Here is a 14,280-nt window from a genome sequence, read left to right as displayed (position 1 = left end):
TGTCACGATGAAAAAAATCAGGTGTTTCCTGGCCGTTGATATACCTGAGGAAGTAAAGACCGCGATATCCCGATTTATTGAACCGTTAAGATCTGACTTTGCCGGTATTCGCTGGGTTAAGAATGAAAATATTCATATCACAGTGAATTTTTTCGGCTGTCTTGAAGAAGCGGATATCAAAAATCTGGCCGGCGCCATCAGTGAATCTCTGTTAAATTTCAGGCCTTTTACATTTTCACTGCAGGGGTTCGGTTTTTTTGGAAGAGGGGAATATCCGAGAGTAATCTGGCTCGGTGTTGAAAAAGGCAGGGAGAAAATATCCGAATTGAACAAGATTGTAAAAGATGCCGCAGAGAAACAGGAAATCTTATCAAAGGAAGAGGATTTTTTTCCGCACCTTACGCTTGGACGATGCAAAAAAAAGCTCAGAGGGTTCGCTCCCGCTCTTGCCGGACTGGATAAAACACCGATTGCTTTTGTTGATTGTAAAATGTTATCATTTTGTTCCAGTGAGTTAACCGCCGAAGGGCCGATATACAGAAAATTGTCGGAGATTAAACTCTAAATTATATAAACGGGAGGATGTATGAGTTCTAAACAGAAGGAAGCTCAGGGAAAGGAAAAAGCCCTTAGCACTGCTATAACACAAATTGAAAAGCAGTTTGGCCAGGGCGCCATTATGAAGCTTGGCGACAAGGCGGCACATGTGAACATACCGTATATTTCAACGGGAGCTCTGACTCTTGACATTGCTCTCGGAATAGGAGGTTTTCCGCGCGGCCGCGTCGTAGAATTGTTTGGCCCGGAATCGTCGGGAAAAACAACCCTTGCATTGAATGTTATAGCAAACGCCCAGAAAGCGGGGGGAGAAGCCGCTTTTATAGATGCGGAGCATGCGCTTGATCCTACTTATGCCAAGAAGCTCGGCGTAAACCTTGACAACCTGCTGGTTTCACAACCTGATTCAGGGGAAGACGCGCTTTCGATTGCGGAAACCCTTGTAAGAAGCAATGCGGTTGATGTGATTGTTATAGATTCCGTGGCGGCTCTTGTTCCCAAAGCCGAAATCCAGGGAGAAATGGGCGATTCATTCATAGGCCTTCAGGCGAGATTGATGAGCCAGGCTTTAAGAAAACTCACCTCGTCTATTTCGAAGTCAAAGACATGCTGTGTTTTTATCAATCAGATAAGGATGAAGATAGGAGTCATGTTCGGGAACCCGGAAACGACGCCAGGCGGCAATGCTTTGAAATTCTACTCATCAGTGCGCCTTGATATAAGAAGAATCAGTTCCATAAAAGAAACGTCAGGGGAAAGTTCCGGAAACAGGGTAAGGGTGAAAGTAGTGAAAAACAAGATCGCCGCTCCTTTCAGAACAGCAGAGTTCGACATCATGTTTAATGAAGGGATTTCAAGGGCGGGATCGATTATTGACGCGGGAACAGATCTGGGAATAATAGATAAAAAGGGCGCATGGTTTTATTTTAATAATGACAAACTTGGACAGGGGCGCGAAGCGGCGATGAATGAAATCAAGGGGAATGAAAAGCTTCAGAAAGAAATTGTTTCAAAAATCAAAGAAAAATCCGGGCTTAAGTAATTCCTGAAGACAGTATGAAAAAAAATGTTTTTAAAAATATAAAACCGTTAACCGGTCTTTTATTCGGTTTTTTCCTCGGATGTGTGGTTGTTTTTGTATGCCGCGGCGGGAGTGGCGCGGAAAAACTGCAATTGTGTTTCTCTGAAGTGGCGGATAAAGTGGGGCCGTCGGTAGTGTCAATAAACAGCACTCAGGTTTTCAGCGTTGGATATGAAAAGTACCACACGGATCCCGTCCTCGATAATTTTTTCCGTATGCTTTACGGTAATCCGCAGGAATGGGAATATAAAAGCAAAGGGCTGGGTTCGGGAGTGATAATAAGCCCCGACGGTTACATACTGACATGTAACCACGTTGTGGATAAAGCGGTTGAAATAGAAGTAAATCTTCCTGACGGCAGAAAATTTCCGGGGGTCGTGAAAGGCAGGGACATTTATTCAGATCTTGCCATTGTAAAAATTGACGCCGACAGCCTGCCTTACGCGAAAATGGGAAATTCAGACAGAGTTAAAACAGGGCAGTGGGCTATCGCGATCGGGAATCCGTTCGGTTTCGCTTTTCTCAATGTCAGAGAGCCGACAGTCACAGTCGGAGTCATCAGCGCTTTAAACAGGGATATAACGGCGGGGAACAAATATTTCGGCGATCTTATTCAGACTGACGCGGCTATCAACAAAGGCAATTCAGGGGGCCCTTTGGTAAATCTTAACGGCGAGATTATAGGAATAAACACGGTAATTTTCAGTCATTCGGGCGGCTATGAAGGCATAAGTTTTGCTGTGCCTATAAAAAGGGCAAAAGAAATCGTGCCCAAACTTATGAAAGGCGAGGAAATTGAATACGGATGGATAGGTATATGGCTCCAGGCCGTGACGCCTGAAATTGCTTCTAAGCTTGGCCATCCTCTTAAAGGAGGGGCTCTTATATGGCACATAGACTCCGGAAGCCCCGCTGAAAAAGCCGGTTTAAGAAGAGGGGATATAGTTGTCAGTTTCGACGGCGAAAAAATCGGATTGCCTCAGCAACTGGGTGATTTGATAATCTTTTCAAAAGTTGGAACCGCGCATAAACTGGGTTTTCTGAGACTGGGTAAAACACGGGAAGAAGAAGTGGTTATCGGAAAAAAACCCGTTAATAAATCCGGGGATGTCTTATCCTCCGAACCCCTGCGCACCTTTTTCTGGATGGATATGGAGCTTTCCGATATAAGTCCGGCTTTGAAGAAGAGATATAACATCGATATAGATAACATAAACGGTGTTCTGGTGCTTAAGGTAAAACCTGATTCGGAAGCTTATGCCCGGGGTATTGTTCCGGGTCTGATAATAGATGAGATTAACGGGACGGAAGTGAAGAATCTTGAGGATTTTCTGCCGACCGCAAGGTCGAGCTCCGGAAAAGCCCTTCTTCATACAAATAAAGGATATATCGTGCTGGGAGAGTGAACGTTATTATGCGGGCAAATAAACTGAGAGAACTTTTTATTGAATTTTTCAAAACAAAAGGCCATAAGGAGATTCCTTCTTCTTCGTTAATTCCCGAGAATGATCCGACCGTTTTATTTACCACAGCCGGCATGCATCCGCTGGTGCCTTATCTCATGGGGTATCAGAAACATCCTATGGGAAACAGACTGGTGAACTGCCAGAAGTGCATAAGGACGCAGGATATAGATGAAGTCGGAGATGAGAGCCATACAACATTTTTCGAGATGCTCGGCAACTGGTCCCTGGGAGATTATTTCAAAAAAGGGGCCATTGACATGAGCTGGGAATTCCTTACAGGCGAAAACTGGCTGGGGCTTGATAAAAATAAAATAGCAGTTTCCGTGTTTAAAGGAGATAAAGATGCTCCCTTTGACGGGGATTCAAGAGATCTCTGGCTTGCCAGGGGCCTGAAGGAAAACAGAATAGTCGCGCTGCCGAAAGATAAAAACTGGTGGGGCCCGGCTGGCGTTACGGGTCCCTGCGGGCCTGATACCGAGATGTTTTTCTACGTCGGAGAGCATGATTTGCCGCCTGAAGACAGCAACCCCGGGACGGACGAGAAAAACTGGCTGGAGATCTGGAACGATGTTTTTATGGAATATAACAAAACAAATGACGGCAAATTTATACCGCTCAGCCAGAAGAACGTTGATACAGGCCTCGGCCTGGAGCGGGTTGCGTGCATTCTTCAGGGGAAAAAGGATATTTATAGAATCGAGCTCTTTTCGCCTCTTATAACAAAAATTGAGGAAATATCTGCAACTTCTTATGAAGACGAAAGATACATAAAATCATTTAGGGTAATAGCCGATCATATCCGCGCCGCTGTTTTCATTTTGGGAGACAACAGGGCTATTGTGCCGTCGAATGTCGGCCAGGGATATATCCTAAGGCGTTATATAAGGAGGATTATAAGGCACGGAAGGATTCTCGGCATTGAAAACAAATTCTGCGCGTCTCTGGCGGAAACTGTCATCAATATCATGAAAAATCCGTGGCATGAACTGGAAAATAACCGGCTCTTTATTTTATCGGAATTAGCCGCGGAAGAAGAAAGATTCGGAAAAACCATCAATCAGGGGCTTAAAGAGTTCGAAAAAATGATGGACGGTTACGAAAAAGCGTATCAGGCCACAGGCAGAAAAATCGACCTTATTCCGGGTAAACACGCTTTCCGCTTATATGACACTTATGGTTTTCCTCTTGAAATGACAGAAGAATTGGCAAAGGAAAAAGGGTTGGAAGTTGATACGGCAAATTTCAAAAAGTGTTATGAGGAACATCAGGAGAAGTCGCGTCTCGGGGCTGAGAAAAAATTCAAAAGCGGACTGGAGGATGCTTCGGAGAAAGTTATCAGGCTTCATACCGCAACACACCTGCTCCATAAAGCCCTTAAGATCGTTCTTGGCGGCCACGTCCAGCAGAGAGGAAGCAATATTACCGCTGAAAGGCTGAGATTTGATTTTTCTCATCCCGATAAAATGACCGAAGAGGAAATAAAGAAAACAGAGGATATCGTTAATGATGCGATAAAAAAGGGGTATGACATCAGGTGTGAAGAAAAGACGCCCGATGAGGCGAAGGATTCAGGAGCAGTGGGCCTGTTTGATGATAAATACGGGGATACCGTTACGGTTTATTCCGTGGGCGATTTTTCAAAAGAAATATGCACAGGCCCTCATGTTAAAAACACTTCAGAGATAGGGCATTTCAAAATTGTAAAGGAACAGAGTTCTTCATCAGGCATCAGAAGGATCAGGGCTGTTGTTGAAGATGTTTGACGGTATGAAAACTTTCAGGAAAGAATATAAAGTTATCACCGAACGCAAAGAACAGGCTTTGGATATTACGGCAAACGTAACCGAAGCGCTGCGGGAAAGCGGGATCGCCGAAGGTTTGTGCGTCGTTAATTCGCTGCATACAAGTTCGGGGGTAATTATAACCGACAGCGATATTTTTCTGAATGAAGATATGTCGGGAATACTGGCGGGTATTGTTTCGGAAAAAAATGCATATCGCCATGATGATAACGATTTCAAAAAAAATGCGTCAGCCCATTTAAAAGCGATGATTATGGGTTTGGGAGTTACCATTCCCATTTCCTTTTCAAAGCTTGATCTCGGGACATACCAGACCGTTTATTATCTGGAGTATGACGGCAAGAGAGAGAAATCTTTTATGGTCAAATGCTGCGGGGAATGACGGAATATTTCTTTTCTTGCAACAGGGCTGTTTTAATAATATATTATTTTTATGGAAGAACTTCCGATTATCGTTGAAGAAAAGGGAAATATCCGGATATTGTATTTTACAATAGAAAAATTAACGGATATTTTGATAATTGACCAGATTAAATCTTATATTTTATCTGTGATCACCGGAGGAGGCCGGATTATATTAATTAACTTTGCCGGCATTGAATATATGTCCAGTTCTTTCCTCAGCGTGTTAATTGCGATGAAAAAATCTTTGTATCAGGTTAAAGGCAAAGCTTGCCTGTGCTGCCTGTCCGGGAACATAGCGAGGCTTTTTTCAATAACTGAATTAGATAAGATATTTGATATTTTTCACTCCGAATCCGATGCTCTTGAATTTCTTCAAACATTTTCTGACCAGATTGATTGATGATTTCCAGCGTGAAAAATAGTATTGAGTTAAGTTTTGATATTTTATAGTATCTTAAAACTGCCGTTTTATGCATCAAAGCCTAACTTTTATTAAACCGGAAGGAGATCGATGATGTACAAGATAGTTCTTTTGCGCCATGGTGAAAGCGTGTGGAATAAAGAAAACAGATTCACCGGATGGACAGATGTGGGGTTGTCGGACAGGGGAGAGGAAGAAGCAAGGAAAGCCGGACATGTCCTCAAAACCGGCGGTTATTTCTTTGATATAGCATTCACGTCTGTTTTGAAACGGGCGATAAAAACTTTATGGGTGGCGCTTGAAGAAATGAACATGGAGTGGATACCTGTCATCAGGTCGTGGCGGCTTAATGAAAGACATTACGGCGCTCTGCAGGGATTAAACAAATCCGAGACGGCGAAAAAGTTTGGCCAGGAACAGGTAAAAATATGGCGGAGAAGTTATGATATCAGGCCTCCCGCCCTGGAAAAAAGCGACGACAGATACCCCGGCAAGGATATCAGGTATAAAACCCTGAAAGAAGGCGAACTGCCTTTAACCGAGTGCCTTAAAGATACTGTAGACAGGTTCCTTCCGGTATGGCATGACGAAATTGTGCCGACGATAAGAGAAGGAAAAAAAGTTTTGATAGCCGCTCACGGGAATAGTTTAAGAGCTCTTGTTAAATACCTTGATAAAATTCCGGAAGATGAGATTGTGAATTTGAATATTCCTACAGGAATACCTTTGGTTTATGAACTTGACGCTGATTTGAATCCTATAAAGCATTATTATATGGGGGATGAAGAGGAAATAAAAAAAGCCGCTGAAGCGGTTAAAAATCAAGGTAAGGCTTAACTGATAGGATGGAGGTGTAATATGTTCGGCAAAATAGAAAAATTGCTGGGTAAAGAATCGGGACCGCTGCTGAAACATAAGTGCACAACGATTCCCAGGGAGAATCTTCACCTGCCGGGCCCTGATTTTGTTGACAGGATATTCAGTCATTCCGACAGGCCGAACAATGTGCTGAGAAATATTAATTCTTTATTTAATCACGGCCGGCTTTCTGGAACCGGATATCTTTCTATCCTGCCGGTTGACCAGGGGATAGAGCATTCCGCCGGAGCTTCCTTCGCGCCGAACCCCATTTATTTTGATCCTGAGAATATAATCAGGCTTGCGATAGAGGGAGGTTGTAACGGAGTTGTTTCAACACTCGGTGTTTTAGGTTCCGTCGCCAGGTCTTATTCGCATAAAATACCTTTTATCCTGAAAATTAACCACAATGAGCTTTTATCTTATCCCAATACCTATGACCAGCATCTGTTTGCAAGCATTGACCAGGCGTATAATATGGGCGCAGCGGGCGTCGGAGCTACGATTTATTTCGGTTCACAGGAATCAAGAAGGCAGATTGAAGAGATTTCCCGGGCTTTCGAATATGCCCATAATCTCGGTTTATTTACCGTTTTATGGTGTTATTTAAGAAATGAAAATTTTAAAAAAGATAAAATCGATTATCATGCTTCGGCAGACCTGACAGGTCAGGCAAATCATCTGGGGGTAACGATCGAGGCGGATATCATAAAACAAAAACAACCCGTTAATAACGGAGGATATCCTGCCGTCAACTTCGGAAAAACAAGCCGGTTGGTTTATGATAAGTTAACTACGGATAACCCCATAGATTTGACGAGATATCAGGTCGCTAACTGTTATATGGGCAGGATAGGACTGATAAATTCCGGAGGCGCTTCGGGCGAAAATGACATAAAACAGGCAGTCAGGACCGCGGTAATCAATAAACGGGCCGGCGGCATGGGCCTGATTTCCGGAAGAAAGGCGTTCCAGAAACCATTCAAAGACGGTGTGCAGATACTGAATGCGATACAGGATGTTTACCTTTGCGGGGAAATCACCGTCGCATAGATATTCGGCGGAGGTTTTAAGGGATTCCGCGGCAAATTATTTTAAAAAACAAACCGACAGCAGTTTAAAGTTATAAATACCGGCTGATTTTGTAATTGCGCGATTGCCTCAAAAGCAGGTAAATTCCTTATAAAAACAAGAAGGAGGTTGTTATGTTGTGGATAATATCGGCGGTTTTGATTGTGATATTTTTTTCCGGAATCAGGATTGTCAGGCCTACAAACAGAGGCCTTATAGAAAGGCTGGGAAAGTATAAAAAATTCGCTTACCCGGGTTTTAACTGGATTATTCCTGTCGTTGACAGGATGATAATCGTTAATATTACGGAGCAGATGGTGGATGCCCAGCCTCAGGAGATAATCACCAATGACAACCTGAATGCGCGTGTTGACGCCCAAGTTTATTTTAAAGTAAAAGATGATGAAGTAAATGTAAAGAATTCACAATATAATGTCTATAACTACAAGTGGCAGATAGTTAATTTAGCAAGGACCACGCTGAGGAATATCATCGGCACCCTGACCCTCAAATCAGCAAACAGCGAAAGGGATAAGATCAACAGTGAATTACTCGGCACACTGAGCAAGGAAACTCACAACTGGGGAATTGATATCGTCAGGACGGAATTGAAAGAGATCGATCCGCCCCAGGATGTCCAGGAAACCATGAACAAAGTCGTAAAAGCTGAAAATGAGAAGATAGCCGCCCTTGATTTTGCGAATGCCCTTGAACGGCAGGCGGATGGCGAAAAGCGGGCGGAGATCAAGAAGGCGGAAGGCATCAAGCAGGGGAAAATACTCCAGGCTGAAGGTCAGGCGGAAGCCATAAAGCTGGTTAATGAAGCCGCCAATAAATATTTCGTAGGAAACGCCCAATTGCTGAGAAAACTGGAAACGGTTGAAAAATCATTAATGGAGAACGCGAAAATAGTTATTCCCGCCGGCGCGGAACTTGTAAATGTAATCGGGGAACTGGCCGGGGTCTTACCCCTGAAAAAGTAAAACTCAATCAAAAACAACTTTCTCGTTTTAAAAGCCGGGGCCTGAAACCCCGGCTTTTCTTTATCAATATTTTAAGCCTTTTTACTTGAAGAATTTTTATTTAGTGTGTTAGTATTTTAAACTTATATTTAGTTATTATAGGTAATTCAGCAAAGGAAAGTTATGGAAATTATTGACTGCCGGACAGAAAAGGGAATAAGGCGAATCGAAAAAATAAGCGCAGCTTCATTTTTTGATGAAGAGGTCGAGGCTGTGGTCGCGGAAATATTGAATAAAGTCAGAAGGATGGGCGATAAGGCTTTAATAGAATTCACCCAGAAGTTTGATAATTATTTGTTATCCCCTGCGGCTATTAAGGTTAAGAATGAAATATTAGACCTGTCCTTTTCTAACCTGTCAAAGGAGCTTTTGGCATCGTTGAAGTTTTCCATGAAAAATGTCGAAGAATACGCGAAAAAGCAGCTTAAAAAAAGCTGGATGATAAAGAAAAAGGATGGTTCTGAAATCGGACTGGAAATAAGGCCTGTCGAAAAAGTTGGAATTTATGTGCCCGGAGGCACAGCTCCGCTGGTCTCTACCGTACTGATGACTGCGGTCATCGCGCGTGTTGCGGGCGTTAAAGAGATATATGCGGCTACCCCTCCCTGTTGCGGCGGGGATATAAACCCGTCTATTTTAGGCGCGTGTAAATTAGCGGGTGTCAATGCCGTGTTCCGCATGGGAGGAGCTCAGGCCGTGGCGGCATTTGCTTTCGGAACGGAAAGTGTTCCCAGGGTTGACAAGATAGTCGGGCCGGGAAATATATTTGTTTCCTGCGCCAAAAAACAGGTTTACGGTCTGGTTGATATCGATATGGTCGCCGGGCCAAGCGAGGTTATGATAACAGCCGACAAATCTTCAAAAATCCCATATATTGCGGCTGATATGCTTGCGCAGGCCGAACATGACGCGTCCAGCAGAATATTTCTTGTTTCGGATTCAGGGGTTGTGCTGGAAAACGCGGAAAAAGAAGTTTATAAACAGGCAGTGAAATTATCCAGAAAGAAAATTTTATCCGAAACCCTGCGCAACAATACTTTCCTTGTGCTTGTTCGGAATAAGCGGCAGGCGGCGGATATAATTAACTCAGTCGGCCCCGAACATCTTGAGATAATGTCGGAAGATGCCGATTATATCCTGAAAAGAACCGATAATGCGGGGGCTGTATTTATAGGGAACTGGTCTCCCGAAGCGGTCGGGGATTATGTCGCCGGGCCCAGCCATGTTCTGCCTACCGGCGGAAGGGCCAGGTTTTTTTCGGCGTTATCCGTTGGTGATTTCCTGAAAAATATTTCTACAATCAAATATTCCAGAGACGGATTAAGAAAAGCGTCAAAATATGCGATTAAGCTTTCTGATACCGAGGGGCTTGGAGCTCACGGAAATTCAATAAAGATCCGCTTAAAAGAAAATTGCCGTTAATATGAATTATTTCAAAAAAGAAGTCATGGAACTGGATCCTTACATTCCCGGTTTTCAGCCGGCGGGGAGTGATTATATCAAGTTAAATACAAACGAGAATCCTTTTCCTCCTTCGGAGAAAGTGGTCTCTTCGGTAAAAAAGGCCGCCAACCGGGACCTTAAATTATATCCCGATCCTTTATCAACCGGGCTTGTTAATGCGGCCGCGGGATTTTTCAAGGTGAAAACCTGTAATATAATGGCCGGAAACGGGTCTGATGAGATAATCTCCGTAATATTTAAAGCTGTCCTCAGCAGGTCGGATACCGTTGCCATTACATTTCCGACATATTCACTTTATAAGGTCCTTGCTGAAATCAACGGGGCTTCCGTCAAAGAATATTTCCTGAAGGACCAGACCAGAATCCCCCGGGAAATGATTACTTCGGATTCCAGATTAATAATTTTATCGAATCCTAACGCCCCTACAGGTTGCGTTTTTGATAAATCCGACATTGAGAAATTATGCGCGTCGAACAGGAAATCTTTAATCGTTATAGATGAAGCGTATGCGGATTTTGCGGAAAATAATTACCTTTATCTGATTAAAAAATACAAAAATGTGATTATTACAAGGTCAATGTCAAAATCGTTTTCACTTGCCGGCGCCAGATTGGGATTTGCCGTATCCTGTAAAAAAAACATAGATATACTTTTAAAAGTGAAGGATTCTTATAATGTGAACAGGTTAAGCGCCAGAGCCGGAAAATCCGCATTCGAAGACAAAGAATATTTCAGCAGGACAGTGCGTATAGTTAAAAAAAACAGGGCGTATCTTGCTCTTAATCTTAAGAAACAGGGCTATACCTGTTTTCCTTCCCAGGCGAATTTTGTTTTTGCAAAACCGCCCTGCGGCGCCGAAAAATTGGCCGCATTCATGAAAAAAAAGAAAATATTGATAAGACATTTTAAATTGAGATGGCTTAGGGACTTTGTCCGTATCAGCGTCGGAAACAGGAAAGAGATAGACAGATTTTTGAAAGAATCGGGAAAAATAAATTAAACGGAGGGGTAAATGAAAAGAACCGCCCTTGAAAAAAGAAAAACCAGGGAAACAGATATAGCAGTTAAAGTTAATTTAGACGGGAAAGGTATAAGCAATATCTCGACAGGGATAGGATTTCTGGATCATATGCTGGAACTTTTTTCAAAACATTCCTTAATGGACATTGAAATAATTGCAAAGGGGGATGTCCATGTTGATTTTCACCATACGGTTGAGGATATAGGCATAGTCCTGGGCACCGCCATACGCAAAGCGCTCGGAAAAAAATCGGAGATTACACGTTTTTGCTCGGCGCGGGTTCCCATGGATGAAGCATTGGTTGAGGCGTCTCTTGATATCAGCGGCAGGCCTTATCTGGATTATAAAGTCAAGACAAGACAGGTAAAACTCGGGACTTTCAATGTTTCTCTGGTAAAAGAATTTATGAGGGCTTTTGTTATGAATTCCGGAGTTACGCTTCACCTGTTGCTTATTCACGGCGAGGATTTGCATCACATATATGAAGCGGTTTTTAAATCCCTGGCTAAAGTTTTCCGTGAAGCGGTAAAGATAGACAGGAGAGTTAAAGGCGCTCCTTCGACAAAAGGCAGGCTTTGAGATTTTAAAAATGAAAAAAATAGCGATTCTTGATTATGGGATGGGAAATTTAAGGAGCGTTCAGAAGGCGTTTGAATGTATGGGTTCGCGCGCCTTGCTGAGCGATGATAAACATGAAATTGAATCTTCCGATGCCCTGGTTGTCCCGGGGGTAGGGGCATTTGATGACTGTGTAATAAACATTAAAAAATCCGGATTGGATAAAAGTATAATTAATTTTATAATGTCGGGCAGGCCGTTTTTCGGGATTTGCCTGGGTTATCAGGTTTTATTCGAAGGCAGTGAGGAGGGGACGGAAAGAGGTCTTGGTATCTTGAAAGGCAATGTCGTCAAATTCAGGAATGCGGAGAAAATACCTCATATGGGTTGGAATACGCTGGAACTTCCGGAAAGAGGAATCAACTGTCCTCTTTTCAAAGGAGTGAAGAATGGGGACTTTTTTTATTTCGTGCATTCTTATTATGTGGATCCCGTGGACAGGGAATCCGTGTCTTCATGGACTGAGTACGGCGAACGTTTCGCGTCTTCTGTTTTTACGGACAATATTTTCGCCTGTCAGTTTCATCCCGAGAAAAGCCAGGATAACGGTTTAAAAATAATAAAAAATTTTATCGGAACGGTGAAATGATGATTATAATACCCGCGATTGACATAGCAGGCGGCAAATGCGTAAGGTTACAGCAGGGCAGGGCCGAAAAACTTACGAAATATTCCGACTCCCCGGTAACGATCGCGAAAAAATGGGAAAATGAAGGCGCGGGCTTTCTTCATATTGTGGACCTTGACGGCGCTTTCAAAGGGTCTCCGGTCCATTTTGATCTGGTTGTTGAGATATTAAATCAGATAAACATACCGGTTGAAATCGGGGGCGGCATAAGGGATTCAGATGCGATTGAAAATTATCTGGCGGCCGGGGCCAGAAGAGTTGTATTGGGAACATCCGCATGCGAAAACAGGGCTTTTATAGAAAATATAAAGAAGGCCTTTCCGGGCAGGGTAATAATATCGGTTGATGTTGAAGACGGTTTTGTAGTGAAGAAAGGATGGCTGGAAAAATCATCCTTAAAAGCGCCGGATTTCGTAAAGCTTATAAAAAATCTGGGGTTTGATGAAATAATATATACCGATATTTCCAAAGACGGCATGCTGGCCGGGCCGAATATAGAAGGGTGCAGAAAAATCATAACGGAAAACAATATCAAGGTAATCGCTTCCGGCGGCATCGGCACCCTTGCCGATATCAGAAAATTGTCCGGTCTTTCCGGAATCGGTTTAAAAGGGGTTATAATAGGCAAAGCGCTTTATGATGAACGCTTTTCACTGCGGGAAGCTTTGGAGATTGCGGATGCTTGCTAAAAGAATAATACCGTGTCTTGATGTTAAGGAAGGCAGGGTAGTCAAGGGTATTAATTTCGAGGGTTTGAAAGATGCCGGAGATCCTGTTGAAATTGCCGGGATTTACAATAAAATGAATGCCGATGAACTTGTTTTCCTTGATATTACAGCATCCCACGAGAAAAGGAAAATAATGATTGAAGTTGTCAGGAAAACAGCTGAAAAATGTTTTATACCTTTAACCGTAGGGGGCGGCATAAGCACAATAGAGGATATACGGCAGCTGCTGAATAATGGCGCCGACAAAGTCTCAATAAATACGCCGGCGGTCAGGGATCCCCGCTTTATAAAAAAAGCCTCTTCGATTTTCGGCTCTCAGTGCATTGTCGTAGCGATAGACGCCAAAATGCAGGGTCCCGGACTGTGGAAGATATTTATTAACGGCGGCAGGACGCCCGTTGAAAAAGACGCGGTTCTCTGGGCGAAAGAAATCGAGTCTTTAGGCGCCGGGGAAATATTGCTGACCAGCATGGATGCTGACGGAACAACCGATGGATACGACATCGAACTGACAAAAACAGTTTCTAAAGCCGTTTCCATACCCGTTATAGCTTCCGGGGGCGCAGGGAATGCGGAACATATATACAGGGTATTTAATGAGGGTTTTGCCGATGCCGCTTTAGCGGCATCGATATTCCATTATAATAAATTATCAGTGCCGGCGGTAAAAGAGTACCTGATGAGGAAAGGGATACCGGTAAGAATATAAAAATGTAATGTCACGGAGGGAAATTAATGGATAACATTATAAAGGACATGAAGTATGATTCAGATGGATTGATCCCGGCCGTTGTGGTGGATGTTTCGGATAATGAAGTATTGATGGTGGCATATATGAACGGGGAATCTCTGAAAAGAACTATAGAATCGGGGAAGATGACTTACTGGAGCAGATCGAGACAGAAATTCTGGGTAAAAGGCGAAACGTCCGGTAATATACAGGTTGTGAAAGAAATAAGGGTTGACTGTGACAGGGATTGCCTGCTTTTTAAAGTTGAACAAAAAGGCGGCGCGGCCTGTCATACGGGCTACAGAAGCTGTTTCTTTAATAAATATGTCAACGGGGAATGGAAAGAGTGCGGGAAAAAGATTTTTGACCCCGGCGAGGTTTACGGCAAAAAGAATGGATAGGTTATA

At 43.3% G+C, this 14,280-nt stretch carries 16 protein-coding genes; all 16 read left to right on the top strand.

The annotated features are described in order from the left end of the window. The first annotated feature begins 7 nt into the window (after nt 1–7). The 16 genes from thpR (at nt 8) to hisI (ending at nt 14,274) form a co-directional block, all read left to right on the top strand. Nucleotides 8–565, top strand: coding sequence for an RNA 2',3'-cyclic phosphodiesterase (gene thpR / locus M0R36_09500; GenBank protein MCK9556032.1), 558 nt, complete (start codon nt 8–10; stop codon nt 563–565). A 21-nt stretch (nt 566–586) separates the two neighbouring features. Beyond that, nucleotides 587–1,600 carry a recombinase RecA gene (recA, locus tag M0R36_09495; GenBank protein MCK9556031.1) on the top strand — a complete coding sequence of 338 codons (1,014 nt, stop codon included), beginning with the start codon at nt 587–589 and terminating at the stop codon, nt 1,598–1,600. A gap of 14 nt (nt 1,601–1,614) precedes the next feature. Next, complete coding sequence (locus M0R36_09490; protein ID MCK9556030.1) at nt 1,615–3,045, top strand: trypsin-like peptidase domain-containing protein; 1,431 nt, start codon at nt 1,615–1,617, stop codon at nt 3,043–3,045. 8 nt (nt 3,046–3,053) lie between these two features. Beyond that, nucleotides 3,054–4,868, top strand: coding sequence for an alanine--tRNA ligase (locus M0R36_09485; GenBank protein ID MCK9556029.1), 1,815 nt, complete (start codon nt 3,054–3,056; stop codon nt 4,866–4,868). Continuing rightward, entirely contained in the window at nt 4,861–5,289 is a 429-nt protein-coding gene (locus tag M0R36_09480) for a secondary thiamine-phosphate synthase enzyme YjbQ (GenBank protein ID MCK9556028.1), read from the top strand. Before M0R36_09485 ends, M0R36_09480 begins: the two co-directional genes overlap by 8 nt. A gap of 51 nt (nt 5,290–5,340) precedes the next feature. Beyond that, the gene (locus M0R36_09475) at nt 5,341–5,712 is read left to right on the top strand and encodes an STAS domain-containing protein (protein ID MCK9556027.1); all 372 of its coding nucleotides are present in this window, start codon (nt 5,341–5,343) and stop codon (nt 5,710–5,712) included. A gap of 114 nt (nt 5,713–5,826) precedes the next feature. Further along, a complete protein-coding gene (gene gpmA / locus M0R36_09470; protein MCK9556026.1) occupies nt 5,827–6,570 on the top strand; it encodes a 2,3-diphosphoglycerate-dependent phosphoglycerate mutase in 744 nt (247 codons plus the stop codon). 21 nt (nt 6,571–6,591) lie between these two features. Further along, on the top strand, nt 6,592–7,644 hold the full coding sequence (locus M0R36_09465; GenBank protein ID MCK9556025.1) for a class I fructose-bisphosphate aldolase: 1,053 nt from the start codon (nt 6,592–6,594) through the stop codon (nt 7,642–7,644). A gap of 152 nt (nt 7,645–7,796) precedes the next feature. Continuing rightward, entirely contained in the window at nt 7,797–8,645 is an 849-nt protein-coding gene (locus M0R36_09460) for an SPFH/Band 7/PHB domain protein (protein ID MCK9556024.1), read from the top strand. A 162-nt stretch (nt 8,646–8,807) separates the two neighbouring features. After that, nucleotides 8,808–10,106, top strand: coding sequence for a histidinol dehydrogenase (hisD, locus tag M0R36_09455; GenBank protein ID MCK9556023.1), 1,299 nt, complete (start codon nt 8,808–8,810; stop codon nt 10,104–10,106). A gap of 1 nt (nt 10,107) precedes the next feature. Next, complete coding sequence (gene hisC / locus M0R36_09450; protein ID MCK9556022.1) at nt 10,108–11,148, top strand: histidinol-phosphate transaminase; 1,041 nt, start codon at nt 10,108–10,110, stop codon at nt 11,146–11,148. A gap of 12 nt (nt 11,149–11,160) precedes the next feature. Then, the gene (gene hisB, locus M0R36_09445; protein ID MCK9556021.1) at nt 11,161–11,748 is read left to right on the top strand and encodes an imidazoleglycerol-phosphate dehydratase HisB; all 588 of its coding nucleotides are present in this window, start codon (nt 11,161–11,163) and stop codon (nt 11,746–11,748) included. 10 nt (nt 11,749–11,758) lie between these two features. Further along, nucleotides 11,759–12,376: an imidazole glycerol phosphate synthase subunit HisH gene (hisH, locus tag M0R36_09440; protein MCK9556020.1), complete on the top strand. Its 618-nt coding sequence runs from the start codon at nt 11,759–11,761 to the stop codon at nt 12,374–12,376. Continuing rightward, nucleotides 12,373–13,104 carry a 1-(5-phosphoribosyl)-5-[(5-phosphoribosylamino)methylideneamino]imidazole-4-carboxamide isomerase gene (gene hisA, locus M0R36_09435; GenBank protein MCK9556019.1) on the top strand — a complete coding sequence of 244 codons (732 nt, stop codon included), beginning with the start codon at nt 12,373–12,375 and terminating at the stop codon, nt 13,102–13,104. Before hisH ends, hisA begins: the two co-directional genes overlap by 4 nt. After that, nucleotides 13,094–13,852 carry an imidazole glycerol phosphate synthase subunit HisF gene (gene hisF, locus M0R36_09430; protein ID MCK9556018.1) on the top strand — a complete coding sequence of 253 codons (759 nt, stop codon included), beginning with the start codon at nt 13,094–13,096 and terminating at the stop codon, nt 13,850–13,852. Before hisA ends, hisF begins: the two co-directional genes overlap by 11 nt. A gap of 26 nt (nt 13,853–13,878) precedes the next feature. Beyond that, entirely contained in the window at nt 13,879–14,274 is a 396-nt protein-coding gene (gene hisI / locus M0R36_09425) for a phosphoribosyl-AMP cyclohydrolase (GenBank protein MCK9556017.1), read from the top strand. The last annotated feature ends 6 nt before the right edge of the window (nt 14,275–14,280 follow it).

It is taken from the genome of bacterium, assembly GCA_023228325.1.
GTDB lineage: Bacteria > Auribacterota > UBA6266 > UBA6266 > UBA6266 > UBA6266.
Note: the sequence above shows the minus strand (reverse complement) of the source record. Positions and strands in the feature narration are given on the sequence as shown.